Source organism: Thermochromatium tepidum ATCC 43061, assembly GCF_009664085.1.
Classification (GTDB): Bacteria; Pseudomonadota; Gammaproteobacteria; order Chromatiales; family Chromatiaceae; genus Thermochromatium; species Thermochromatium tepidum.
Genome location: NZ_CP039268.1, coordinates 2,628,919 through 2,652,361 on the forward strand (window position 1 = coordinate 2,628,919; position 23,443 = coordinate 2,652,361).

The following is a 23,443-nucleotide window of genomic DNA, read 5'->3' on the forward strand; positions in this document are numbered from 1 at the left end:
CATCGCTAGCCTATCGGTGTTAGGGTCGCACCCATCGCGAGAACGCTCGCCCCTCTGCTCAAATGCTTTATCGGGATCCCAAGGCGTGACAGCCGCATCGAATGCCCTCCCCGACTGGTGGCCGCAACGCCTGACGGCCATCGAGCGCCTCGCCGCCTGGGCCGAGGGCGGCGCGCCGCCGGAGGCGCCACTGGAGCTCTTTTTGGAGATCAGCAATCTATGCGATCTCAAGTGCGCCATGTGTCCGACCTTCTCGGGCCTGAGTCCGAGCCGGCTCTATTCGCTCAAGGAGCAAGAACGCGGGCTCTTGGACTTCGAGGCACTGCGGCCGCATCTGGAGTCGCTCCTGCACCAGGTCATCGATGTCCACTGCTTCGGCTATGGCGAGCCGACCCTGCATACCGGGTTCGTCGCGCTGCTGCGGGAGTTGGGGGCCTATCGGGTCCTGATCGACTTCTTCACCAACGGGATGCATCTCGATCAGGCGCTGTGCGAGGCACTCGTTGAGCAGCAAGTCTTTAGCGTCACCGTCAGCGCCTCTGGGGTCGAGGCCGCGGAATACGAGCCGATCTATCTCGGCGGGCGTTTCGAGACCCTACTCGCCGGACTCAGGCGACTTACGGCCTGCAAACGCGCCCAGGGAAGCCGCTACCCGCGCATCGAGGTCAACTCGATCGCCTTCGAGCACCAGGTGCGCCGCTTGCCCGAGTTCGTCGAGCTCATGGCTGATCACGGGGTCGAGGTCATCCATCTCAAGACCCTCCAGACCTTTGAGACGACCAAGGAACTCCGCGGCCATCGCTCGATCCTGCGCCCCTGGGTCGAGGGTCCGATCCTCGAGGAGGCCGAACGACGGGCCCAGGCGCGCGGTCTGATCCTCGCGACCGATCAGTATCTCCAGACCCGGGTCGAGGATGAAGCAGCCTGGCAGGCCGCGCGCGGTGACCTCACCGCCACCCTGCCCCTGTCGGCACTCGCCGAGGCGGCGCGCACGCTCAAGCCCGTGCGCCCGCCTCCGAGTCACAGCACCCATGAGCGTATCGATGCCTGGCATCTGACGCCTAAAGACCTGGAGCAGGTCTTTGCACCCATCGCGCCCGCGGGCGACGCGCCTTTCTATTGCCTCGAGCCGTTCAAGACCCTCTATGTCCGGCGCAGCGGTCACACCAAACCCTGTTGCTTTGCCGACGACTCGGGGCCGTCTTTGGGCAATCTCAGGGAGGTCGATGGCCGGGTGTTATGGCAGGGACGACCCTTCCAGCGGCTACGTGAGGGCATCTTGTCCCAGGGCTATCCGGGTTCAGTGTGCGCCCACTGTCTGAGACACGGCTACGGACCACGCCAGCACGACATCCCGGACCGTTTGGCGCAGTATCGCGACTGGCTGGAGGTCGCCTGGGATTATAGACTCCCGGTCAGACTCCCGACGGCCAGGCTCACCAATGAGCAGATCGTCCAACGCTGGCGCGTGGCCAGCCAGGCAGACGAGTCGCGGCGCCGGCTGCTCGACGAGGTGCGCCGTCTGACACCGTTCGGAATCCCACAGACCCTGGTGGAGGGCCATCTCGACGGTGTGATCTCGGGCATCCTGCACGGCTGGGTGTGGGCCCCAGGGAGTCCGGATCTGCGTCTGGCGGTCAGCCTTAGCCTCAATGGCCAAGCCTGGCAAGAGGTGTGGGCCGATCGGTCGCGCGACGACCTCCGCGAGGCCGGCAAGGGGGATGGCGCCTATGCCTTTATGGTCGAGATGGCGGTCATCCAGGGGTCGGTGGTAATCGAGGCTCGGCTCGCAGGTACCGACTGGCTGCTGGGTCGGCTTCAATACGGCGAGATGAAACCAGCCCCTGCCCCAGAGGTCGCCGTCATTTCAGCCGAGATCCAGGCGCCCGATCCAGACCCCATCCCCTTCCTGCTCGACTACGACCCAGGTCTCCACGAACGCGAGATCCTGGGTTATTTCGCACGCCGCGCGAACGGGCGTCTACGCCCGGCGCTGCCCGATCCGGATCAGCGTCCAGATGCCGTCCTGGTCATCGCCTTTACCAATCGCAGCGGCTCGAACCTGTTGGCCGAGGCCCTGGCGGCGACCGGATTGGTCAACCGGGCGCACGAGGCCTTCAATTTCGATCGGGTCATCGACACCTGCGAGCGAGCAGGCCTAAACGATCTGGCCGGTTATCTCGACCATCTGAATCCCCGTCTCGACGACCCCCCGGTGCTTGCAATCAAATTGAGCTGGGATCAGCTCTTCTTCCTACACCGGGTCGGGGTCATCCCGCATGCTTGGCCGAGGGTGGAGTTCGTCTGGGTCCTGCGCGACGACCTCTTGGCCCAGGCCCTGTCCCATCTGGTGGCCGAACGCACGGGCGCCTGGAGCGGTGCCTATCCAGAACCCGACCTGACCCGCGTGTTGGCGGAACTGACAGCCGAAGACCTGGTGCGCAAACTAGAGGAGATCACCTGGGCACACCGACAGTTTGCTAGCTATTTCGCACTCTATGGCATCGAACCGGTGATCACCGACTACGAGGCGCTGGCCGCCGACCCCGAGGGGGAGGCCCGACGGGTACTGGAGCGGCTTGGATTGATCCCCGCCGGTTGGTCGTGGCGTTTTGATCGCTCGGCGATCACACTCCGCCGGCAGCGCACCCCCGCGATGGAGGCTGCGCTGCGCCGGCTCAAGCGGGCGATCCGCGGTTCATGACCTTCAAAACTCCAGTCGGATGCCCCCGGAGATCGTATAGCTCTCCACGTCCTCGTATCCCAGCAACTTGTTGATCGCCAAAAATGCCGAGCGCCCCTCGGCGAACTGGCCGGAGATCCCGATCCCGAGGTCGAAGTAATTCCGATCCGGATTGGTCGTCGAGATCATCAGGGGGGTCGCGCTCAGATCATTGACGAAGCGGGCATCGATCCGGTCCTGATCGCCCACGAACTCATGGACCCAATCGAGGCTCAGCTGTGGCACCCAGACCCCAACGCTTGAACTGAACGCCTTGGATACCATGAAGCCTAGACGGGAACTGAACGAGGTGTAGGTCTGACGATCATAGGCGATCGCCAGACTACCGCCGGGTGCCGTTGGATCCGACATCCGCTCGCGATAGGAGTCGATCTCAGTGCGCAGGTAGTTCAGGCTCAAAGCGGGCGTGAAGTTGAATGCACCGGTCTCGAGGTTGTAACCACCGCCGAGCGTGGTATAGAAGGTGCCTGCCTCTGGGGTCGAGGTCGCCCGTTGCCGCACCTGGGTCAGGACCCCGCCGACCTGGATGTCGTAATCGATCCGGCGGGTCAGGTCGTAATCGCTGACGTCATACCCGAGCACCCCCTCGACGAAGGCCCCATTGTCCCAATACCGAGTGCCATAAAGACCCAGCCCCCAGGTACTGGTATCCATGTCGCCTTTATTGCGCCAATAATCCGTGCCCCCCGAGGCATAGTTGCCGAACACACCCAGGATCAGATCCTCCTTGAACCGATAGTCAGCGCCTAGCGTAAAGCGCACACCATCCTGATCATAACCCGAGGTGTAGCGATTGCGATTCTGCTCGGCATCGAGATATTTGAAATTGAAAAAGGCACCACCACGCCCGATTTGCAGGTCGCCGCTGGCTCCGCCACCCGTAGCGCCGAGGAGCGGGTTGGACGCATTCAACCTCTGGAAGGGAGGGCCCGCCGTTTGACCGGCGAGACGCAGATTCTCCATACGCAGCGATACCACCCCGATCCCAGCCTTGACCTGCTCCACCGAAGCCGTCCGCGGCGCTAGGATCTGGTCGGGCGTCAAGGTGGTCAGGGTGCGGGCGGTACCTGAGGCATCCTCGGTGCCGCCGACCACCAACAGGGTACAATCCTCCTGGAACTGGGTGCCGACATTAGCCCCACTGCGACAGGCGTCGAAGACCGTCTTGCCTACCCCAACCGTATTGGTGTTTCCGGTCTCCGAAGAGACCTGCTCTAGGGTCGCACCGCTGGCCAAGACGCTCCCCGGATCCGAAGCTGGACTCGCTTGGGGAACGGCAGTGTTGACCACAGAACCGACCCATGACTCTTCGGCGGCCAGATCTGAGGAGTCGCCATAACAGGCCAACCCTAGGATCGCCGCACTGATCGCGGCTTGACGCTTTTTGATCATGATCGTCCTCCCGATTATTAGTTAGGTCTCGATGGTTTGATTGGCGAATCAAGATGGACTCGGAGACAGTGCCTCGATCCAGGCGGGGAGTGCGTCATCCAACATCCAACCGGACTCTACCCAGCGCTGCAACGCGCGGCCTTCGCGGTGCGCGGACTCCAGATCGGCCAGACGCGCGCGCAGGGCCTCGATCCAGAGGGGCGGATGGTTTGGCAGACGCTCGACCGGTGCCTCGCGGTAGGGTTCGATGTCGGTGCAAATGACCGGGATGCCGAGCGCGCCGTATTCCAGGAGTTTGATTGCGCTTTTACAGCGGTTGAAATCATGCAACGCCAAGGGGGCGATCGCAACATCCAACTTGAGCCCAGCCAAGGCGGATGGATAGCGCACGAACTCGACCATCGGCTGCACGATCCGGGCATAGGGTCTGAGTGCATCCGGACACAGGCCAAGAAAACACCATTCGACCTCATCGGCCAGGGCGGCGACCACGGGCGCCAACCATTCGAGATCGGCGGCGTGTTGGGCGGCTCCGGCCCAGCCGACCCGCGGCTTGCGTCCCGAGTGCTTTGCTCGGGCCTGGCCGTCGATCAACCCCTGCCAACGCGCCCGCGGCAGACGATTCGGGACCACCCGTATATCCCCATGGCGCCCGCCGTAGAACTCGGCGAGCAAGGGGGTACTGACCACTAGACGGTCACAGAGCCCGAGCGCCTGGTCGAGACGCCGCTCGAGGTCCGGGTAGTTGGTGTCTCGAAATGGATTCCAGGGTGGAAGCTTGGTGATCAGGTCATCTAGCGAGAAGACCAACCGTGCTTGGGTGTAGCGTCGATAGAGCTCTAAGGCATGCAGATGCCGGTCATGGAGCGCATTGTGCAAAAGCAGGGTATCGGGCGCGAGCCGTTCGAGCTCGACCACACTCGGCGGACGTATCGGCCTGTCGGACGGGACCAGGGCACAACAGGCCAGCCCCTGGGTGCGCAGGCTGGTCAGTGGATCGATCACCCGATAGTGACCACTGCCCCCATGGTCGCCCGGAAACCCCAGCAGACGCGGCACTTCGCAGAGCACCGGATCCCAGGCCTGCTCGATCTCGGTCTCAGGTTGGGCGCTTGGATCGCGCAGGCTCAAGTTCGGGTTGTAGGCCGGATCGCGGGCCAGGCGTGGCAGCCAGCGCTGGTAGAGTCGCGCCACCTCCTCGGCCACCTCGCTCCCCTTGAGCTTGCGGCGGCGATAGCCTTGGAAGCGTCCGCGCCCGGGTTCTGCGACCAGGGTCGCGTGGGGTGTCCAGAGTGTCTGGTAGCCCAGATCGGCCAGGCGCAGACCGAGATCGAGGAGATACCAGGCATTTGGAAACGCCGTCGCATCGAAACCACCCGCCTGCTTGAAGGCCGGTAGCCAGAGGGCGAACGCCTGATCCGAGACAGTGGCGCAGCGCTGTACACAGAGGTGGCGGTTCAAAGACCCGTCCGCCGTATCGCCCAGGCCCTGGCCGCGATGGAGTTGGCCCATGACACCCAGCGGCCAAAAACCCAGCAGCGGGTAGCCCTGCAGGATCCGTCCCTCGGGGTCTAGGATACAGGGACCGACCAGGGCGACCTCAGGGCGATCGATCAGACCGAATAGGATCGTCAGGGCCGAGCCAGGTCGCGCGCGCAGACCATCGTGGACCACCAGCACCCGGTCGGTCTTAAGGGAGCGGATCGCCCGATTCAGGGAATGGGCGATGTTTTCCCCCGACGCGGCCCGCTGCCAGCGTACCGCGCCGACCTCGATCAATGCCTGGGACGGCTTGGGCAGCGCCCCCTTGCGTTGGAAGTCCAATACCAGGATCTCCAATCGTCCGAGCTGAGGACGGATCGAGTCGATCAGTTCGGTGACCGCCTGGACATCGCCCTGGGTGAGCACCAGCAGCGTGGTCCGGGCCTTGGGTAAGACCGGATGGTCGATCCAGTGGATCCAGGGTACCGAGGTGGCGCGAACCTGGGCGCGGGTGCGACGGCGCTCGAGATGGGCGGTGAGGACCTTGGCGATCGCCTCAAACGCTGGTGGAGAGACTGACCGGCTGTCGGCACGATGATAGAGGACGTGCGGGATATGACCGATCGCCGACTCACCGAAGCGATCGGCCACCTTGAGACAGAGGTCCAGGCGTGCGACCTCGATCTGGGGCAGCAGACCGCCGCAGTCCAAAACCGCATCGCGCGCGATCAGACAGAGATCGCCGAGGTAGTCCTGGCAACGCAGCAGATCGAGATCGAAGTCGGGCTTGAAGATCGGGTGATAGCGACGTCCATCCTCGGCGATCCGATCCTCGTCGGTATAGATCAGACGCCACCTGGGCGATTGAGTGATGTGGCCGCGCAGCAGGCCGAGCGCTGCCGGATGCAGCCGATCGCCGGCGACCATCAAGCCGATCCAGTCTCCGCGCCACTCGGCCAGCCGACGATTGACGAGACGGGCGACGGACTGATGGTGCGCGACCCGCAGCCACTGGCAGGCTGGGCGCTGAACTGGCAGCGGGTCAAACCGGCTGACGACCAGACACTGGAGCCCGCGCCTGAGGTTGGAGGGGGTGAGGAGCGAGTCTAGGGTCGCGGCGAGCGCCCCGGGTTCGCGCTCGAACTCGAAGATCACCATCAAGAGCTCAAACCGCTCCTCGGCCTCTCGGCCATAGCAGGGTGATCGATAGACCCCCTGCGACTCCAACCAGCGCCGATAGTTCGGTTCGCCATAGCCCGCCTGCAGGCGTCCCCAGTCCGGGGTGAATGCCTTCAAGAGTGCGCTCGACATCGCGACCAAGTTATCGGACCCAGGCGCTGAGTCCAGGTCAGCCAGGATCTCGCTCAGGTCGGACGACGGCTGAGCGGCGTACCCATCGAGCAACTCGGCGTAGAGTTCGGCATAGTCCAGGACATTGCTCGCCAGCGACTTGACCGAGTGCGCACGCAGCCGTGCCCGGACCTGGCGCAACGGCTCGGGATCCGCGATCAGTCGCTCGATGCGCTCGGCGAGGGCGCGTGCGCTCGCTTCCATGACCAAAAACCCGGTCACGCCATCCTGGATGCGCTCCGGGATCGCCCCGACCCCGAAGGCCAGCACGGGCACGCCCAGTGCTTGAAGCTCGGCGATGGTCAGACAGAAGGTCTCCTCATAGACCGAGGGCACCAGCGCTAGATCGACCTCAGCCGTCAGACGCGCGAGGTCCTGGTGACGATAGACACCCTGGCGGCGCACACCGGCTGCATCCAAAGGCCCCAGATAGTCCGGATCGACGCCACCAAAGTGCAGGATCTCGAGGCAGCACCGCCGTGCTCTCAACAGCCCGATCGTCTCGAGCAGCTTTTCGGCCCCCTTGCGCCGCGACAGATTGGCAAAGACCCCGAGCCGAAAGACCGGGCTGAGACTGGGCTTTGGTGCCCGACCGAGATCCGGGATCCCATGCGGGATGACCCGCACCTTGGCGGCCAGGGCATCGCCATAGGCGCGGCGAAAGCGCTCCAACACGAAACGCGAGGGCGAGACGATCGCGGTGGACGCGGCAAAGACCTCGCACAGCTTGGCGTGCCGGGCGTGCAGATAAAGACGCAGACGATCCGGTGTCTCCTCGGCGGACGAGTGCTGGATCAGACAGTCCAGACACTCGGGGTCAGTGGCCTCAGCGCGTGCCTTGTCGCAGGGCGTCCCATCGGGCCGCAGCATGTCGAACACCGGGCAGAACAGGAAGTAGTCGTGCAGCGACAGCACCACGACGGCCCCGAGCCGCCGTGCGATCAGCGGCAACTCCAGCGTGCCCCAGTGCAACAGATGCTGGACGTGCACGAGTGCGACCGAGCCACCGGCCAAGAGGCGCGCAAAGCTCGACTCCACGACCGCATTGCGCAGGCTGGCGACCTGGCCGAATAGTCTGGGGGTCCCTTGGATCAGGGCCCGCTGATAGGCGAGGACCCGAAACCATTCGTGGTCAGCCACGCAGCCATAGTCCAGATAGGGATCGGTCTCGTCGGGAAAGAGCACCGTGACGCGATAGGTCTCGGCAAGCCCCTCCACCAGGGCGCGCGAATGGAGTTCGGTCCCGCCCAGCGCGTGGTAGGAATGGAGCAGAGAGAGGATGTGCGGTGCGCGGTCACCACGGGCATGGGCCAGACCGGTCAGGATGCGTTCCTGGACCTCGCGCAGCGGATTGAGCTGACAGAAACGCCGGATGAGCCGGTGATAAAACGGCCAGCGCGCCAGCAGGACGGATTCATTGCGACGCTTGATCCACTCCATGCCCGCGATCGTGCCGAAACTTTGTTCCCCCTCGTGATAGACGAAGACATCATCGCAGCAGGCGACCTCGAACCCGGCCTCCCACGCCCGCAGCGAGTAGTCGCATTCCTCGCCATAGCCGCGGTGATAGGCGCGGTGCAGCAGACCCAGACGTTGAATCGCCTCCCAGCGGATCAGCATACAGAAGCCGACCGCGACCGGTAGGCGCGGATAGCGGCGGGCCGAGACGGACTCCACCAGGGCGCCGAAACGATCGATCGTCAGCCCATCCGGAATGGGGTTGTCCCCATTCATGCGCGGGACCGAGAGGATGGTGGCGTTGTTGGAGAGCGGACAGACCAGGGCGATGCGCGGGTCGCTCGCGGCACAGGCGAGCAGCCTTTCGACCCAACCCGCGGTGACGACGGTATCCGAGTTGAGCAGGATCACATCACCGCACGCCGTCGCCAGACCTCGATTCACGTTGCCGACGAAACCGAGATTCTCGTCTGCACGATTGACCGAGACCCGAGGCTCGCGGGACTCCAGTTCATCCAGCCAGTCGAGGAGCCGCAGATCGGTGCTGGCATCGTCGAGGATACGGATCGCGCAGTCGGCGGGTGAATGGGCAAGCACGCTGTCGAGACAGCGCCGGACCGACTCATAGCCGTTGAAGACTGGGATCAGGATCTCCAAGCCCTGGGCGCTCGGCTGGGGGGGCAGGAGTGAATCGTCCATGGACGGAGATGATCGGAGTCTAAGCACCGGCGTGCAACCAGAGACGGGGTGTTTGGAGATCCGCGGATTGCGCTCAGCGCCCCTTGACGGGGCGCTTCCAGCCCGGGACCGTGACCTGACGGGCACGGGCCAGGGTAAGCTGATCGGCGGGGGCATCGCGCGTGATCACCGATCCGGCGCCGATGGTGGCACCTGAACCGACCTCGACCGGCGCCACCAGCGCCGTGTTGGAGCCGATGAAGGCACCATCGCCGATCCGGGTCTTGAACTTGTTGACGCCGTCATAGTTGCAGGTGATGGTCCCGGCCCCGACATTGACCCCGGCCCCGACCTCGGCATCCCCCAGATAGGTCAGGTGATTGACCTTGCTCCCGCGTCCGACCTGGGTCTTTTTGATCTCGACGAAGTTGCCGATCTGGGTGTCGTCGGCCAGCCGCGTCTCGGGGCGTAGCCGCGCAAAGGGACCGATGCGGGCATTGGCCCCGATCTCGGCCGACTCGATGACACAGTGGGACAGGATCTCGGTGTCCGGACCGATGATGCAGTCCTTGAGCACACAATTGGGACCGACCCTGACACCCGCGGCGAGGCGTACCTCACCCGCGATGACGACATTGACATCGATGAAGACATCCGGCTCGGCCTCGAGCCGACCGCGCAGGTCGAAGCGCGCGGGGTCGGCGAGCGTCACGCCCGAGCGCATCAGCGCCTCGGCCTGCTGGCGCTGATGGATCCGCTCCAGCGCGGCGAGCTGGATCCGATCGTTGACGCCCAGGATCTCCTCAGGAGACCCTGGCTGGGTGGTGGCGACTGTCACGCCTGCGCGCGTGGCCAGCTCGATGATATCGGTCAGATAATATTCGCCCTGGGCGTTGTCAGCGTCGATCTGGTCGAGCCAGGACACCAGACGTGCCCGATCGGCGACCAGGAAGCCGGTATTGACCTCGCGGAGCGCGCGATCTGCGGGTGTGGCGTCCCGCTCCTCGACGATGCGGACCAGACGACCTGCGGCACCGCGCAGGATGCGGCCATAGCCGCTCGGGTCATCCAGCTCGGCCGTCAGGACCGCCAGGGGCGTCGTCCTCGCTAGGGCGACCAACCGCCCCAGGGTCTCTGGCCTGATCAGTGGCACATCACCATAGAGCACCAGCACCACATCCAGGTCGGACAGCGCCGGCAGGGCCTGGAGCACGGCATGGCCGGTGCCGCGCTGCTCGGGCTGTTCGACCCACACGCAATCCTCGTCGGCCAATGCCGCACGCACCTCTTCCCCGCCATGCCCATAAACCACCACGACCCGCGCCGGATCGAGCGCCCGCGCCGCCGCCAGGACATGCGCCAACAACGGGCGCCCTGCGAGCGGATGCAGCACCTTGGGCCGACGCGAGCGCATCCGCCTGCCCTGCCCCGCCGCCAGGATCACGACACCTGTCTTCATCGCTCAGACTCCATAAAGAAAAACGCCCCCGTCATCACTGAGCGGGGGCGTCTGTTCGGATCGAACAGACTTGGCGCAGATCGCCGGACCGCTCAGCCACGCTTCATCTTGCGCAGCTTCTCGATCGCTCGCAGCTGCGCCACGGCCTCGGCCAGCTCGGCCTGGGCCTTGGCATACTCGAACTCGGCCTTCTGACCGGCGAGGGCATCCTCGGCGCGCCGCTTGGCCTCGAGCGCGGCGGCCTCGTCGAGGTCGCGGGCGCGGATGGCGGTGTCGGCCAGGACCGTGACCACATGCGGCTGGACCTCGAGCATGCCGCCGGAGACATAGAAATGCTCCTGCTCGCCGTGTTCGTTCTCGATCCGCACGTCGCCCGGACGCAGTCGGCTGATGAAGGCGGTATGACGCGGGGCGATCCCCACCTCGCCCATCTCCGCGGTGGCATAGACCATGGTCGCAGGGCCGGAGTGGATGGCGCCCTCGGCGCTGACGATATCGACGCGGATTGTCATTGCCATGGGAGCCCCCTCAGTTGGCCATCTTCTTGGCCTTCTCGACCGCTTCCTCGATGCCGCCGACCATGTAGAAGGCCTGCTCGGGCAGGTGGTCGTACTCGCCGTTGACGATGGCCTTGAAGCCCTGGATGGTGTCCTTGACCGGCACGAACTTACCGGGCGCGCCGGTGAAGACCTCGGCGACGAAGAAGGGCTGCGACAGGAAGCGCTGGATCTTGCGCGCGCGGTTGACGGTGAGTTTGTCTTCTTCCGAGAGCTCATCCATGCCCAGGATGGCGATGATGTCCTTAAGCTCCTTGTAGCGCTGGAGCGTGCCCTGCACAGCGCGCGCGGTCTCGTAGTGCTCGGCGCCGACGACATTGGGGTCGAGGATACGGCTGGTGGAGTCGAGCGGATCCACGGCCGGATAGATCCCCAGCTCGGCGATCTGACGCGACAGCACCAGGGTGGCGTCCAGGTGCGCGAAGGTGGTGGCCGGTGAGGGGTCGGTCAGGTCGTCGGCAGGCACATAGACGGCCTGGAACGAGGTGATGGAGCCCACACGGGTCGAGGTGATGCGCTCCTGCAGGGCACCCATCTCGGAGGCCAGGGTCGGCTGGTAGCCCACCGCGGACGGCATGCGCCCGAGCAGGGCCGAGACCTCGGTACCGGCCAGGGTGTAACGATAGATGTTGTCGATGAACATCAGGACGTCACGGCCTTCGTCCCGGAAGTACTCGGCCATGGTGAGCCCAGTGAGCGCCACGCGCAGACGATTACCCGGCGGCTCATTCATCTGGCCATAGACCAGGGCCACCTTGTCGAGCACGCCGCCTTCCTTCATCTCGTGATAGAAGTCGTTCCCCTCGCGCGTGCGCTCGCCGACCCCAGCGAACACCGAGAAGCCCGAGTGCTCGACGGCGATGTTGCGGATCAGCTCCATCAGGGTCACGGTCTTGCCGACGCCGGCGCCGCCGAACAGGCCGACCTTGCCGCCCTTGGCGATCGGCATGATCAGGTCGATGACCTTGATCCCGGTCTCCAGGACCTCGGTCGAGGTCGCCTGGTCCTCCAGCCTGGGCGCGGGGCGATGGATCGACCAGCGCTCGGCGCTCTGGATCTCGCCCTGCTCGTCGATGGGGTTGCCAAGCACGTCCATGATGCGGCCCAGGGTCGCCTGACCGACCGGCACCTGAATGGGCGCGCCCGTGGCGGTGACCGCCACACCGCGTTGCAGACCATCGGTCGAACCCATGGCGATGGTGCGCACCACGCCGTCGCCGAGCTGCTGCTGGACCTCTAGCGTCAGACCGATCGATTCGATCTTGAGCGCCTCATAGACCTTGGGCATCGCGCCGCGCGGGAACTGCACGTCCACCACGGCGCCGATGATTTCCACCACGTTACCGGAACTCATAGTCTTTATCCTCTTTGGCCTCACAGCCACTTAAGCGATTCTGTTTTGATCCCGTACCCGGCTGGTTAGACGGCGGCGGCGCCGCTCACGATCTCGGAGATCTCCTGGGTGATGGCGGCCTGACGCGCCTTGTTGTAGACGAGCTGCAACTCACTGATCAGGTTGCCGGCGTTGTCCGAGGCGGCCTTCATCGCGACCATGCGCGCGGCCTGCTCGCAGGCAGTGTTCTCGACCACGGCCTGATAGACCAGCGACTCGATATAGCGCGTCAACAGGGCATCCAGGACCGTCTTGGCGTCCGGTTCGTAGATGTAATCCCAGTGATAGGGCATGGACTCGCGCTCGCCGGCGACGAGCGGCACCAGTTGGCGGATCACCGGACGCTGGGTCATGGTGTTGACGAACTCGTTGTTCACGATGTAGAGCGCATCGATTTCGCCCGCTTCGAAGGCATCGAGCATGACCTTGATCGTGCCGACCAGGTCCTCGATGTGCGGCTGGTCGCCCAGATGGGTCACCTGCGCCCTGACCTCGCCGCCGAAGCGCTTGAAGAAGGCGAGTGCCTTGGCGCCGATGGTGCAGAAGACCGGCTCGATGCCGGCGGCACGTTGCTCCCGGATCTCGGCGACCAGGCGCCGGAACAGGTTGCTGTTGAGTCCGCCACACAGACCGCGATCGGACGAGACGACGATGTAACCGACCCGCTTGCGCGGACGCTCGATCGCCATGAACGAGTGCCGATACTCGGGGGTGGCGTTGGCCAGATGACTGATGACCTGGAGCATCTTCTCCGCGTAGGGACGGGAGGCGGCCATGCGCTCCTGGGCCTTGCGCATCTTGGAGGCCGCGACCATCTGCATGGCCTTGGTGATCTTCTGCGTGCTCTTGATGCTTGCGATCTTGCTGCGGATTTCTTTGGCGCCTGCCATTCATTAAGCTCCCGGCCTCCCGCCGCCAACCATTGGCTGACGGGTCGAGGAGGCTCGATCGATGTCGAGATGCAACCCGCCTGCCGCCAGACCCTGGCTGGGGCAGGGGGCTGGTCGCCGGCGGCTGTTACCAGGTGTTGTTGGCCTTGAAGTCCCTGATCGCGGCGTGCATGGCCTGGGCGATCTCGTCGTTGAAATCGCCGGTCGCGTCGATCTTGGCCAGCAGATCCGCGCGGGTTGACTTCACATAGCTCTGGAGCGCACGCTCGAAGTCAACGACCTTCTTGACCTCGATGTCGTCGAGGTAGCCCTCGTTGGCTGCAAACAGCGAGATGGCCATCTGACCGACGCTCATCGGCGAGTACTGGGTCTGCTTCATGAGCTCGGTGACGCGCTCGCCGCGCTGGAGCTGCTTGCGGGTCGCCTCGTCCAGGTCGGAGGCAAACTGCGAGAAGGCCGCCAGCTCGCGATACTGGGCCAGTGCTAGACGGATACCGCCGCCGAGCTTCTTGATGATCTTGGTCTGGGCCGCACCGCCGACACGCGAGACCGACAGACCAGCATTGATGGCCGGGCGGATACCCGCGTTGAAGAGGTCGGTCTCGAGGAAGATCTGACCGTCGGTGATCGAGATCACATTGGTCGGGACGAAGGCGGACACGTCGCCGGCCTGGGTCTCGATGATGGGCAGCGCGGTCAAAGAGCCGGTCTTACCCTTGACCCGGCCCTGGGTCATCTTCTCGACATAGTCGGCGTTGACACGTGCCGCGCGCTCCAAGAGTCGGGAGTGTAGATAGAAGACATCGCCCGGATAGGCCTCGCGCCCCGGTGGACGGCGCAGCAACAGCGAGACCTGACGATAGGCCCAGGCCTGTTTGGTCAGGTCGTCATAGACGATGAGCGCGTCCTCGCCCTGGTCGCGGAAGTACTCGCCCATGGTGCAGCCGGCATAGGGTGCGATGAACTGCATGGCGGCCGAGTCGGCGGCCGGGGCGGCGACGATGATGGTGTGGTCCATGGCGCCATGCTCCTCGAGCTTGCGCACGATGGCGGCGATCGAGGAGTTCTTCTGGCCGACGGCGACATAGATACATTTAATGCCGGTGCCCTTCTGATTGATGATGGCGTCGATGGCCACCGCGGTCTTGCCGGTCTGACGGTCGCCGATGATCAGCTCGCGCTGGCCGCGCCCGATCGGCACCATGGCATCGATGGCCTTGAGACCGGTCTGAACCGGCTGGTCGACCGACTTGCGCGCGATGACGCCCGGCGCGACCTTCTCGATCGGCGAGGTCCCGGCGGCCTGGATCGGACCCTTGCCGTCGATCGGGTTGCCCAGGGCATCGACGATACGGCCCAGCAGCCCCTCGCCGACCGGGACTTCCAGGACGCGCCCCGTGCACCGGACCCAATCGCCCTCGGACAAATGGGTGTAGTCGCCCAGGACCACAGCGCCCACCGAGTCACGCTCCAGGTTCAGCGCCAATCCGTAGGTGTTTCCAGGAAACTCGAGCATCTCATAGTACCGAGCCTCGGACAGCCCGTGGATGCGCACGATGCCGTCGGTCAGGCTGACCACTGTGCCCTCGGTGCGGGCCTCGGTCTGAAGCTCGAATTGCTCGATCTTCTGCTTGATGAGATCGCTGATCTCGGATGGATTCAGTTGCATGGCGGTGTCCAGTTCAGAATTGCAGGGCATGGGCCAGTTGCTTGATCTTACCGCGCACCGAGTGGTCGATGACGAGGTCGCCGGCACGGATCTCGAGCCCACCGATGAGGGCGGTGTCGGTCTCGAAGCTCAGATCGACCCGGGCGCCCAGGCGCCTTGCCAGCGCCTCGGCCAGGGCCGAGCGCTGCGCCTCCTCGACCTCGAACGCACTGCGCACCAGGACGTGACGCACGCCTTGGTCGGCGACGCGACGCTCCTCGAAGAGGCGTGCGATCTCGGGGATGGCCGCAAGTCGCGCGTTGGCGGCAAGCAGGCGCACCAGATTGGCCGGGCCTGCCGGAAGCGCGTCACCACAGAGGGCGAGCAACAGGTCGCGGATCCGTTCGCGCGGCACGGTCGGATTGCCGATCTGCGCGGCCATGAGCGGATCCGAGGTCAGGGTCGCCAGCAGCGTCAATGCCTCGGACCAGGCATCGACCTGTCCAGACTCCTTGGCGTGCGCGAAGGCGGCCTCGGCATAGGGGCGCGCGATGGTGGTGAGTTCTCCGGCCATGGTGTTCCCTAGAGCTGCTTGGCGAAATCGTCGACGAGCGCGCGATGGGCCGCGATGTCGATCTCTTTCTTTAGGATCTTCTCGGCGGCGGCGATGGCCAGCACAGCGACCTTCTCGCGCAGTTCTTCGCGGGCGCGATTGATCTCGCGCTCGATCTCCGCCTTGGCGGCAGCGATCAGTCGCTCGCCCTCGGCGCGGGCGTCGGATTTTGCCTCCTCGACGATGTCGGTCGCGCGCTTCTGGGCCTGGTTGATGATCTCGGCCGCGTTGGCCTTGGCCTCTTTCATCAGCTCTAGCGCACGCTGCTCGCCGAGCGCCTTCTCCTGGTGACCACGCTCCGCGGCGGCGAGACCCTCGGCGATCTTGGCCTTGCGTTCCGCCAAGGCCTTTATGATCGGCGGCCAGATGTACTTCATGCAGAACCCGACGAACACCGCGAAGGTGATCATCTGGGCAAACAGGGTCAGATTGATGTTCATAGCGTTGCCTCTTGCCCTTGCCTTGGACCTCGTCAGGATGACAGGCGAGTGTCCTTAAGGACCGGCTACAACCGGATGACGGTTTAGGCGGCGAACATCAGGTACAGACCCATGGCGATCGCGATGACCGGCAGGGCGTCGACCAGACCCATGACGATGAAGAACTGGGTACGCAGCATCGGGATCAGTTCCGGCTGACGTGCAGCGCCCTCCAGGAAGCGACCGCCTAAGACACCAATGCCCACACCGGCGCCGACCGCGCCTAGACCGAGCATGAGTCCCGCGCCGATAAACTTGATAGCGGCAGCGAATGCTTGTGCAACTTCGAGTTCCATGAGATCCCCCAAGGGTTTGAGTAAAAAGACGAGCTGTTGATTGACGAAACTGGGCGGGTGTCGCGACCCGAGGGCGCGACACCCGGGCGGACGATCAGTGATGTTCCTGGTGTGCCATGTCCAGATAGACGATGGTCAGCACCATGAAGATGAAGGCCTGCAGCGTGATGATCAGGATGTGGAACACCGCCCAGACGAATTGCAACACACCCGCGGTGCCGGCCAGCAGCAGCCCGCCGCCGTAGAGGAGCGCGATCAGGATGAAGATCATCTCGCCGGCATACATGTTGCCGAAGAGTCGTAGGGCGAGCGAGACCGGTTTGGAGAGCAGGCTGATCCCTTCCAGGATCAGGTTCGCGGGCAGGCCCCACTTGCCGAAGGGTTGTAGGGTCAGCTCGCCGATGAAGCCGCCGAGCCCCTTCATCTTGAGGCTGTAATAGAGCACCAGGATGAACACCATGAGCGCCATGCCGAAGGTGGCGTTCGGGTCCGTGGTCGGCACGATCTTGAGATAGACGTGATGCGGATCGGCGCCTAGGGTGGCGAACAACTGCGCAAACAGATGCGGGATCAGATCGACCGGCACCAGGTCCATGAGGTTCATCAGGAACACCCAGGCGAAGATGGTCAGCGCCAGTGGGGCGACCATGGCGTTTTTATGAGTGAAAGAGCCGCGCACATTCTCCTCGACGAACTCGACGACCCATTCGACGAAGTTCTGTGCCGTGCCCGGCACCCCAGCGGTCACGCGCTCGGCCACGCCCTTGAAGAACCATAGGAACAGCGATCCGAGCAGGATCGAGAAGAACAGGGTATCGACATTGATGGCCCAAAAGCCCATCTCCGCCGCTTCGGCACTGTCATGCGCGAAGCCCAGACCATGTTCGGGATGCCAACCGAGCGTCAGGTTGGTGAGATGGTGCTGGATGTAGCCTTGGGAGGTGAGGGTTTCGGAAGAAGCCATCGATTATCTCTCACTACTGGGTTCGGCTGCCCATTTGAGCGGCAATCAGGGTCGGAATTACTTGGACCAGGAGGTAGGCGCCAAGCAAGGCCGGCATGTTCAATTCGTCATAGATCGCGAACGCAGTCCCGAGGAGCACGAGGATCAGGGTGATCTTCACGACCTCGGCGCTGTAAAAACGCAAAACCAATCTCCCCGGGGTCTGGGCGCGATAAGGACGAAAGACCCAAACCACCAGTAGGGCGTTAGCCAGCCAGCAAGTTCCGGCCCCGATCAGGACTGAAATCGCAACTGGACTGCCGAACGGCAGGGCGACGATGGTCAGGATCAAACCGAAGATCGACTGGGTTTTTAGGACTCTTCGGGCTTGAAGTGCGTTCGGCTGTTGCATTGAATCGACGTGAGTGAGGAAGCTCCGCACTCACAATCCCGCGATTTTAAGTATTCACGAATACAGGGTCAACATCAGTAAACGCCATCGGTTCGGAAGTGCAGCCTCGGTGTTTGATTACTGGATGTGCGCGAGGATGCCGTCGAGTTCGTCTAGGCTGTTATAGGCAATCACCAGTTTGCCTGAGCCGCCCCGACCGTGCTGGATTCGGACTTGAGCACCAAGACGATCGGTCAGGTCGTCCTGGAGTCGGCGGATGTCGGGATCTTCCATCCGCGTCGGCTTGGGAGGCGCATTCGAGGTCTCGGCCTGCTGGAGCCTTCGCACCAGGCGCTCGGTCGCGCGCACCGAGAGTCCGGCGGCGACCACCTGGCGCGCGACCTGACTCTGGACCTCGCCCTTGAGTCCGAGCACGGCGCGCGCATGGCCCATCTCAAGCTGCGACCTCGCCAAAAGCTCCTTGACGTCGGCATTGAGTTCCAGCAGGCGCAGCAGATTGCTGACCGTGGCGCGCGATTTGCCGACCGCCTCGGCGACCTCCTGATGGGTCAGATCGAATTCAGTCACCAGACGTTCAAGTGCGCTGGCCTCTTCCAACGGATTGAGGTCGGCGCGCTGGATGTTCTCGATCAGTGCGATGGCCAGCGCCGTGCGCTCATCGACCTCGCGCACGAATGCGGGGATCTCGCTCAAGCCGGCCTGTTGCGCGGCGCGCCAGCGGCGTTCGCCAGCGATGATCTCATAACGCGCGCCGCTCGCGCTCGGCTCGGCGAGCGGACGCACCAGGATCGGCTGGATCACGCCCTGGGCGCGGATGGAGTCAGCCAGCTCGCTGAGCGCCTCGGGGTCGAAATTGCGCCGCGGCTGATAGCGACCGCGCTGGATGTGTTCCAGCGGCAGACGGCGGATTGTTTCAATGGGTGTCTGGGGCTCGCCACTGGCCGGGTTGGGTCGCGGCACCGGGGTGCGGGCCGCGCCCAACAGGGCGTCGAGTCCGCGTCCGAGTCCTTTCTTACGCGGCGCACTCTTTTGCTGTTCGCTTGTATCCATCGCCTATCGGGATCGATTGAGTCGGGATCAGGCCGCTTCAGCCTGACGGCGTTTTTCGTGACGGCGCAGCACCTCGCTGGCGAGCGCCAGATAGGCGAGCGCGCCACGCGACTGCGGATCATAGGTCAGGACCGACTGGCCATGACTAGGTGCCTCAGCCACCCGGACGTTGCGCGGGATGATGGTGCTATAGACCTGATCCTTGAAATGGGCGACGAGCTGGGTCGAGACCTGATTGGCCAGATTGTTGCGCGGGTCGTGCATGGTGCGCAGGATGCCCTCGATGCGCAGACCGGCGTTGCGGCTCTCGCGTATCTGTTCGATGGTGTCGAGCAGCGAGGACAGCCCTTCGAGCGCGTAATACTCGCACTGGATCGGGATCAGCACGCCGTGCGCCGCGACCAGGGCATTGAGCGTGAGCATGTTGAGCGAGGGCGGGCAGTCGATGATGACCAATTCATAGGCGCCGACCGCCGTGGCCAATACTCGGCTCAGGCGCTGTTCGCGCTCGGGCGAGTCGAGCAGCCCGATCTCAGCGGCGGTCAGATCGGCGTTGGACGGCAGCAGGTCGAATCCGGGTGCGGGCTCGGTGACGCGCTGTAGACAGTCGGCGATGGGCACATCGGTCAGGAGTAGATCGCAGGTCGTATGCTCGATCTGATGCTTGTCGACCCCACAACCCATGGTCGCATTGCCCTGCGGATCGAGATCGATCAGCAGCACGCGGCGGCGCATGAAGGCCAAAGCGGCGGCCAGATTGACCGCCGTGGTGGTCTTGCCGACCCCGCCCTTCTGGTTGGCGATCGCGATGATGTTGACCATGGTCGACTCAGTCACTCCGGAGTTCGATCAGATGACGTGGCGCGTCGAGAAAGGGGATCGTCAGACGATGGACGCAAGGGTTGATCGCGACCCAGCGCCTGTCCTCAGCGGCCTCGTCTGCGCGTCCCTTCATGAGTAGCAGCCGGCCCGGTCGATCGCAGAGACCGGCGTTCAAAACCGGGACGACCGATTCGGCCGCGACTGCACGGCTGACTATGGTACTGAATTTTCGTCCTGGTCGGTACGCCTCGATGCGCGACTGCACCGGCTCGACGTTGGTCAGACCCAGTTCGAGCACCGCCTGACGCACGAAGCGGATCTTCTTGTTGTTGCTGTCGAGCAGCCAGAAGCGGCGTTCGGGCGCGAGGATGGCCAGCGGCAGTCCAGGGAGACCGGCGCCAGTGCCGACATCGAGCACCGTCTCGCCAAATAGGAAGGGCGCGATCGCCAGACTGTCGAGCAGATGCTTGGCGACCATCGCCAGCGGATCGCGCACGGCGGTTAGGTTATACGCCTGATTCCAGCGCGCGAGCAGCCGGAGGAAGGCGATGAGGCGCGCCTGTTGTTCGGGCGTCGGCCTTAGGCCGAGCGCGGCACAGCCTTGGGACAGCCGGTCCTCGATGATCGGCCACTGGGTGGCCTCTGGAGAATGTGCAGCCTGCTTCACGGAAGCTCCGTCGGATCCTTCATGGCGGTCTTGGATCAAGATTTGTAACTGTTCAGGTTCCCCATAAAAGAGTCTCTGATCCGGGTTTAAGAACGGGAAGGACAGCTGACAATAAGCGGCATGGAAAGACTGCCCGATCTTGCTGACCTGACGCACGCGGAGAAAGACGCACTCATTCATCTGCTGTGGGATTGGGTCACCGCGTTGCGCCAGGAAGTCGTCCGGCTGACAGCGGAAGTGACCCGGCTGCAGGGGGAAGTCGCCCATCTGCGCGGGCAGATGGCGAAGAACAGCCGCAACTCGAGCATTCCATCCTCGGCCGAAGGCTTGAAGAAGACGAAGTCGATGCGCAAGCAGGGAAGCCGACCGCCTGGCGGTCAGCCGGGTCATTCCGGTTCGACGCTCAAGCAAGTGGCGCAGCCCGATCACGTGGTGGATCATCCACTGCCCGAGGTATGCGACGTCTGCGGCGAATCGCTCACGGGGCAGGCCACGACCGAAATCCGCCAGGTCTTCGATCTGCCGCCGGTGACAATGGAAGTGACCGAGCACCGGATTCACGCGCTGCGCTGCACCTGCGGCAAACTGCACCGCAGCGAATTCCCGCCCGAGGTCACGGCCCCGGTTCAATATGGCCCCGGCGTCAAGGCGCAGGCGGTCTATCTGACGCAGCACCACATGCTGCCCGTGGCGCGCACCGCCAACGTCCTTGCAGACCTGTATGGTGTGCCGATCTCGACCGGCACGGTTCAGGCCATGATCGGGGAGGCGAGTGAGCGGTTGGCTCCGACGGTCGCGCGGATCGCGGATGCGGTCGCTCAGGCGGATGTCGCGGGCGCCGACGAGTCTGGCTTTCGCGTGGCAGGCAAGCTCAACTGGCTGCACACCGCGGTGACCGACACCCTGACCTGGCTGGGTCTGCATGCCAAGCGCGGCAAGGCGGCGTTTGAGGACTTCGGTCTGCTGTATCGGCTCAAGGGAACGCTGGTTCATGACGGCTGGGCCTCGTATCGGGAACTGACCTGCACCCATGCGCTGTGCAACGCCCATCATCTGCGTGAATTGACCTTCGTCCATGAGGAATGCGGACAAGCGTGGGCCAAGCGCATGATCGATTTGTTGGTCTGTGCCCACCATGAAACGGCGGCCGCCCATGGCCAGCCGCTGACGGCTCTGCGCATCCAGGCGATCCGCACTCACTACGAGGCGATCCTTGCTGAAGCGGCCGCCGCCAATCCAGCCAAACCCGCCAGCGGCAGACGCGGGCGCACGGCGCAAAGCGTGCCGTTCAATCTCTACCGACGATTGCGTGATCATGCCGACGATGTCCTGCGCTTCACGACCGATCCACGCGTTCCGTTCAGTAACAACCTTGCCGAACAAGCGATCCGCATGCCCAAGGTCAAGCACAAGATCGCCGGTTGCTTCCGCACCACCGAAGGCGCTTTAGCCTTCTGCACCATCCGCTCCTACCTCGCCACCCTGCAGAAGCAGCACTTCGACCTCTTCCAATCCCTCATCCAAGTGTTCAAGGGCAACACCCCTCAGCCGAATTTCTCGGGGTAGCTTCCCCGGGGCACCTGAACAGTTACCAAGATTTTACATATTGAAGCTTTTGTATTCGATTTGTAAGATTTGAACATGATACCCCGTCTCGCCCAAACCACCGCCCAGCGTCTGGCGCAAGGCTTCCCGATCCTGACGATCACCGGTCCCCGACAGTCCGGCAAGACGACGCTGGCCCGGACCCTGTTTGCCGATCGGCCCTATGTCTCGCTGGAAGATCCGGAACATCGCGAGTTTGCGCACAGCGACCCGCGCGGCTTTCTGGCGCGCTTTCGTGAGGGGGCGGTCATCGATGAGGCTCAGCATGTCCCGGCGCTCTTTTCCTATCTCCAGGCGCTGGTCGATGAACGCCGGCGGATGGGGGACTTCATCCTGATCGGCTCCCAGCAGTTCGGGTCGATGGCTCGGATTGGCCAGTCGCTGGCCGGTCGGGTCGGACGCCTGGAGTTGCTGCCGTTCTCAGCGGCGGAACTGGCGGCGGCCGGATGGTTGCCGGCGGATCTCGATACGCTGTTGTGGCAGGGTGGCTATCCGCCGCTCTATGACCGTCCCCTGTCGCCGAACGACTGGTTTCCCAACTATATCGCGACCTATCTGGAACGCGATGTCCGGCAGTTGATCCAGGTCCGTGATCTGACGCGCTTCCAGCGCTTCGTGCGGCTGTGCGCGGCGCGCACCGGTCAGCTGCTCAACCTGTCGGCGCTGGCGGCCGACAGCGGGATCTCGCACACGACGGCACGTGAATGGCTCACCGTGCTGGAGGCGAGCTATCTGGTCTGGCGACTGCTGCCCTATCACCACAACTTCGGCAAACGTCTGGTCAAGACGCCCAAGCTCTATTTCCTGGATACCGGACTGGCCGCCGCGCTGCTCGGGATCCGCGAGGCCGGTACCCTGGGCATCCATGCGCAACGCGGGGCGCTGTTTGAGACCTGGGTGGTCAGCGAACTGATCAAACAGCGATTCAATGCCGGACGTCCGCCGGATCTCTATTTCTGGCGCGACAACACGGGGAACGAGGTCGATGTGCTGTTTGCATCCGGCACGCGACTGCAACCGATCGAGATCAAATCCGGCGCGACCTTCGTGCACGAGTGGCTCAAGGCGCTACATCGCTGGCAGGGCTATGCGGGTGATGAGACCTGGCCGGGGTGGCTGATCTACGGCGGTGAGGACTCGTATCAGCGCGAACAGACCGAGATCCGATCCTGGCGATCATTGGCGACGTGCCGTGATTGGCGAGATGAGACGACTTGAAGGGAATCGGGCCGCGCTCATGGGGCCGCGTGTGCGACAGGATCTGACGCCTGGATGAGGTTTACTCAAGGCTAACGGTCCCGGATCGATCCGGGAAGCGGCTTCGGCGGTCTTGCGTGATGCCACAGGGCCTGGATCATCGCTCATAGCCGCTCCATTTCACCTTTATCAAAACCGTGCAAACCGATGATGACATCTTAGATTGTCAGGCATGTATTACCATCGCCTTCAAACTAATCGTTTACGACTGCTGGCACGTTCCTTCTCCGTCGTTGCGGTCATCGGATA

The 23,443-nt window shown here is 63.8% G+C and carries 18 protein-coding genes; 3 read left to right on the plus strand and 15 right to left on the minus strand.

Going from position 1 to position 23,443, the window contains the following annotated elements; genetic code table 11:
- Positions 1–85: 85 nt before the first annotated feature.
- Entirely contained in the window at positions 86–2,704 is a 2,619-nt protein-coding gene (locus E6P07_RS12210; protein ID WP_153975862.1) for a Stf0 family sulfotransferase, read from the plus strand.
- A 3-nt stretch (positions 2,705–2,707) separates the two neighbouring features.
- Here the strand turns inward: E6P07_RS12210 and E6P07_RS12215 are convergent, their stop codons facing one another.
- From E6P07_RS12215 to rsmG, 15 genes are all read right to left on the minus strand, one after another.
- The gene (locus tag E6P07_RS12215; protein ID WP_153975863.1) at positions 2,708–4,135 is read right to left on the minus strand and encodes an autotransporter outer membrane beta-barrel domain-containing protein; all 1,428 of its coding nucleotides are present in this window, start codon (positions 4,133–4,135) and stop codon (positions 2,708–2,710) included.
- Positions 4,136–4,183: 48 nt separating this feature from the next.
- Positions 4,184–9,124 (minus strand): glycosyltransferase, encoded by a 4,941-nt coding sequence (locus E6P07_RS12220; RefSeq protein WP_162008641.1) that lies wholly within the window; start codon positions 9,122–9,124, stop codon positions 4,184–4,186.
- 73 nt (positions 9,125–9,197) lie between these two features.
- Positions 9,198–10,562 (minus strand): bifunctional UDP-N-acetylglucosamine diphosphorylase/glucosamine-1-phosphate N-acetyltransferase GlmU, encoded by a 1,365-nt coding sequence (gene glmU / locus E6P07_RS12225; protein WP_153975865.1) that lies wholly within the window; start codon positions 10,560–10,562, stop codon positions 9,198–9,200.
- Positions 10,563–10,654: 92 nt separating this feature from the next.
- On the minus strand, positions 10,655–11,080 hold the full coding sequence (locus E6P07_RS12230; protein ID WP_153975866.1) for a F0F1 ATP synthase subunit epsilon: 426 nt from the start codon (positions 11,078–11,080) through the stop codon (positions 10,655–10,657).
- Between the two features lie 10 nt (positions 11,081–11,090).
- Entirely contained in the window at positions 11,091–12,473 is a 1,383-nt protein-coding gene (gene atpD / locus E6P07_RS12235) for a F0F1 ATP synthase subunit beta (RefSeq protein WP_153975867.1), read from the minus strand.
- A 65-nt stretch (positions 12,474–12,538) separates the two neighbouring features.
- Entirely contained in the window at positions 12,539–13,402 is an 864-nt protein-coding gene (atpG, locus tag E6P07_RS12240) for a F0F1 ATP synthase subunit gamma (RefSeq protein WP_153975868.1), read from the minus strand.
- Positions 13,403–13,529: 127 nt separating this feature from the next.
- Positions 13,530–15,071, minus strand: a complete 1,542-nt coding sequence (gene atpA, locus E6P07_RS12245; RefSeq protein WP_153975869.1) for a F0F1 ATP synthase subunit alpha — start codon at positions 15,069–15,071, stop codon at positions 13,530–13,532.
- A gap of 13 nt (positions 15,072–15,084) precedes the next feature.
- The gene (locus tag E6P07_RS12250) at positions 15,085–15,624 is read right to left on the minus strand and encodes a F0F1 ATP synthase subunit delta (RefSeq protein WP_153975870.1); all 540 of its coding nucleotides are present in this window, start codon (positions 15,622–15,624) and stop codon (positions 15,085–15,087) included.
- Positions 15,625–15,632: 8 nt separating this feature from the next.
- Positions 15,633–16,103 (minus strand): F0F1 ATP synthase subunit B, encoded by a 471-nt coding sequence (locus E6P07_RS12255; RefSeq protein ID WP_153975871.1) that lies wholly within the window; start codon positions 16,101–16,103, stop codon positions 15,633–15,635.
- Positions 16,104–16,186: 83 nt separating this feature from the next.
- Positions 16,187–16,438 carry a F0F1 ATP synthase subunit C gene (gene atpE, locus E6P07_RS12260; protein ID WP_105074832.1) on the minus strand — a complete coding sequence of 84 codons (252 nt, stop codon included), beginning with the start codon at positions 16,436–16,438 and terminating at the stop codon, positions 16,187–16,189.
- Between the two features lie 94 nt (positions 16,439–16,532).
- Complete coding sequence (gene atpB, locus E6P07_RS12265) at positions 16,533–17,402, minus strand: F0F1 ATP synthase subunit A (RefSeq protein ID WP_153975872.1); 870 nt, start codon at positions 17,400–17,402, stop codon at positions 16,533–16,535.
- Positions 17,403–17,415: 13 nt separating this feature from the next.
- Positions 17,416–17,793: an ATP synthase subunit I gene (locus tag E6P07_RS12270; protein ID WP_153976228.1), complete on the minus strand. Its 378-nt coding sequence runs from the start codon at positions 17,791–17,793 to the stop codon at positions 17,416–17,418.
- A 117-nt stretch (positions 17,794–17,910) separates the two neighbouring features.
- Positions 17,911–18,843 carry a ParB/RepB/Spo0J family partition protein gene (locus E6P07_RS12275; protein ID WP_153975873.1) on the minus strand — a complete coding sequence of 311 codons (933 nt, stop codon included), beginning with the start codon at positions 18,841–18,843 and terminating at the stop codon, positions 17,911–17,913.
- Positions 18,844–18,870: 27 nt separating this feature from the next.
- Complete coding sequence (locus tag E6P07_RS12280; protein ID WP_153975874.1) at positions 18,871–19,665, minus strand: ParA family protein; 795 nt, start codon at positions 19,663–19,665, stop codon at positions 18,871–18,873.
- Positions 19,666–19,672: 7 nt separating this feature from the next.
- Positions 19,673–20,332: a 16S rRNA (guanine(527)-N(7))-methyltransferase RsmG gene (gene rsmG, locus E6P07_RS12285; RefSeq protein WP_246172849.1), complete on the minus strand. Its 660-nt coding sequence runs from the start codon at positions 20,330–20,332 to the stop codon at positions 19,673–19,675.
- 120 nt (positions 20,333–20,452) lie between these two features.
- Between rsmG and tnpC the strand changes: the two genes are divergently transcribed.
- A complete protein-coding gene (gene tnpC / locus E6P07_RS12290; protein WP_153975875.1) occupies positions 20,453–21,898 on the plus strand; it encodes an IS66 family transposase in 1,446 nt (481 codons plus the stop codon).
- A 75-nt stretch (positions 21,899–21,973) separates the two neighbouring features.
- The gene (locus E6P07_RS12295; protein WP_153975876.1) at positions 21,974–23,155 is read left to right on the plus strand and encodes an ATP-binding protein; all 1,182 of its coding nucleotides are present in this window, start codon (positions 21,974–21,976) and stop codon (positions 23,153–23,155) included.
- Positions 23,156–23,443: the final 288 nt, after the last annotated feature.

Bases quoted from the DNA above. Each gene is read 5' to 3' on its own strand.
- E6P07_RS12215 (WP_153975863.1), bottom strand. From the start codon at position 4,135: ATGATCAAAAAGCGTCAAGCCGCGATCAGTGCGGCGATCCTAGGGTTG.
- E6P07_RS12220 (WP_162008641.1), bottom strand. From the start codon at position 9,124: ATGGACGATTCACTCCTGCCCCCCCAGCCGAGCGCCCAGGGCTTGGAG.
- glmU (WP_153975865.1), bottom strand. From the start codon at position 10,562: ATGAAGACAGGTGTCGTGATCCTGGCGGCGGGGCAGGGCAGGCGGATG.
- E6P07_RS12230 (WP_153975866.1), bottom strand. From the start codon at position 11,080: ATGGCAATGACAATCCGCGTCGATATCGTCAGCGCCGAGGGCGCCATC.
- atpD (WP_153975867.1), bottom strand. From the start codon at position 12,473: ATGAGTTCCGGTAACGTGGTGGAAATCATCGGCGCCGTGGTGGACGTG.
- atpG (WP_153975868.1), bottom strand. From the start codon at position 13,402: ATGGCAGGCGCCAAAGAAATCCGCAGCAAGATCGCAAGCATCAAGAGC.
- atpA (WP_153975869.1), bottom strand. From the start codon at position 15,071: ATGCAACTGAATCCATCCGAGATCAGCGATCTCATCAAGCAGAAGATC.
- E6P07_RS12250 (WP_153975870.1), bottom strand. From the start codon at position 15,624: ATGGCCGGAGAACTCACCACCATCGCGCGCCCCTATGCCGAGGCCGCC.
- E6P07_RS12255 (WP_153975871.1), bottom strand. From the start codon at position 16,103: ATGAACATCAATCTGACCCTGTTTGCCCAGATGATCACCTTCGCGGTG.
- atpE (WP_105074832.1), bottom strand. From the start codon at position 16,438: ATGGAACTCGAAGTTGCACAAGCATTCGCTGCCGCTATCAAGTTTATC.
- atpB (WP_153975872.1), bottom strand. From the start codon at position 17,402: ATGGCTTCTTCCGAAACCCTCACCTCCCAAGGCTACATCCAGCACCAT.
- E6P07_RS12270 (WP_153976228.1), bottom strand. From the start codon at position 17,793: ATGCAACAGCCGAACGCACTTCAAGCCCGAAGAGTCCTAAAAACCCAG.
- E6P07_RS12275 (WP_153975873.1), bottom strand. From the start codon at position 18,843: ATGGATACAAGCGAACAGCAAAAGAGTGCGCCGCGTAAGAAAGGACTC.
- E6P07_RS12280 (WP_153975874.1), bottom strand. From the start codon at position 19,665: ATGGTCAACATCATCGCGATCGCCAACCAGAAGGGCGGGGTCGGCAAG.
- tnpC (WP_153975875.1), top strand. From the start codon at position 20,453: ATGGAAAGACTGCCCGATCTTGCTGACCTGACGCACGCGGAGAAAGAC.
- E6P07_RS12295 (WP_153975876.1), top strand. From the start codon at position 21,974: ATGATACCCCGTCTCGCCCAAACCACCGCCCAGCGTCTGGCGCAAGGC.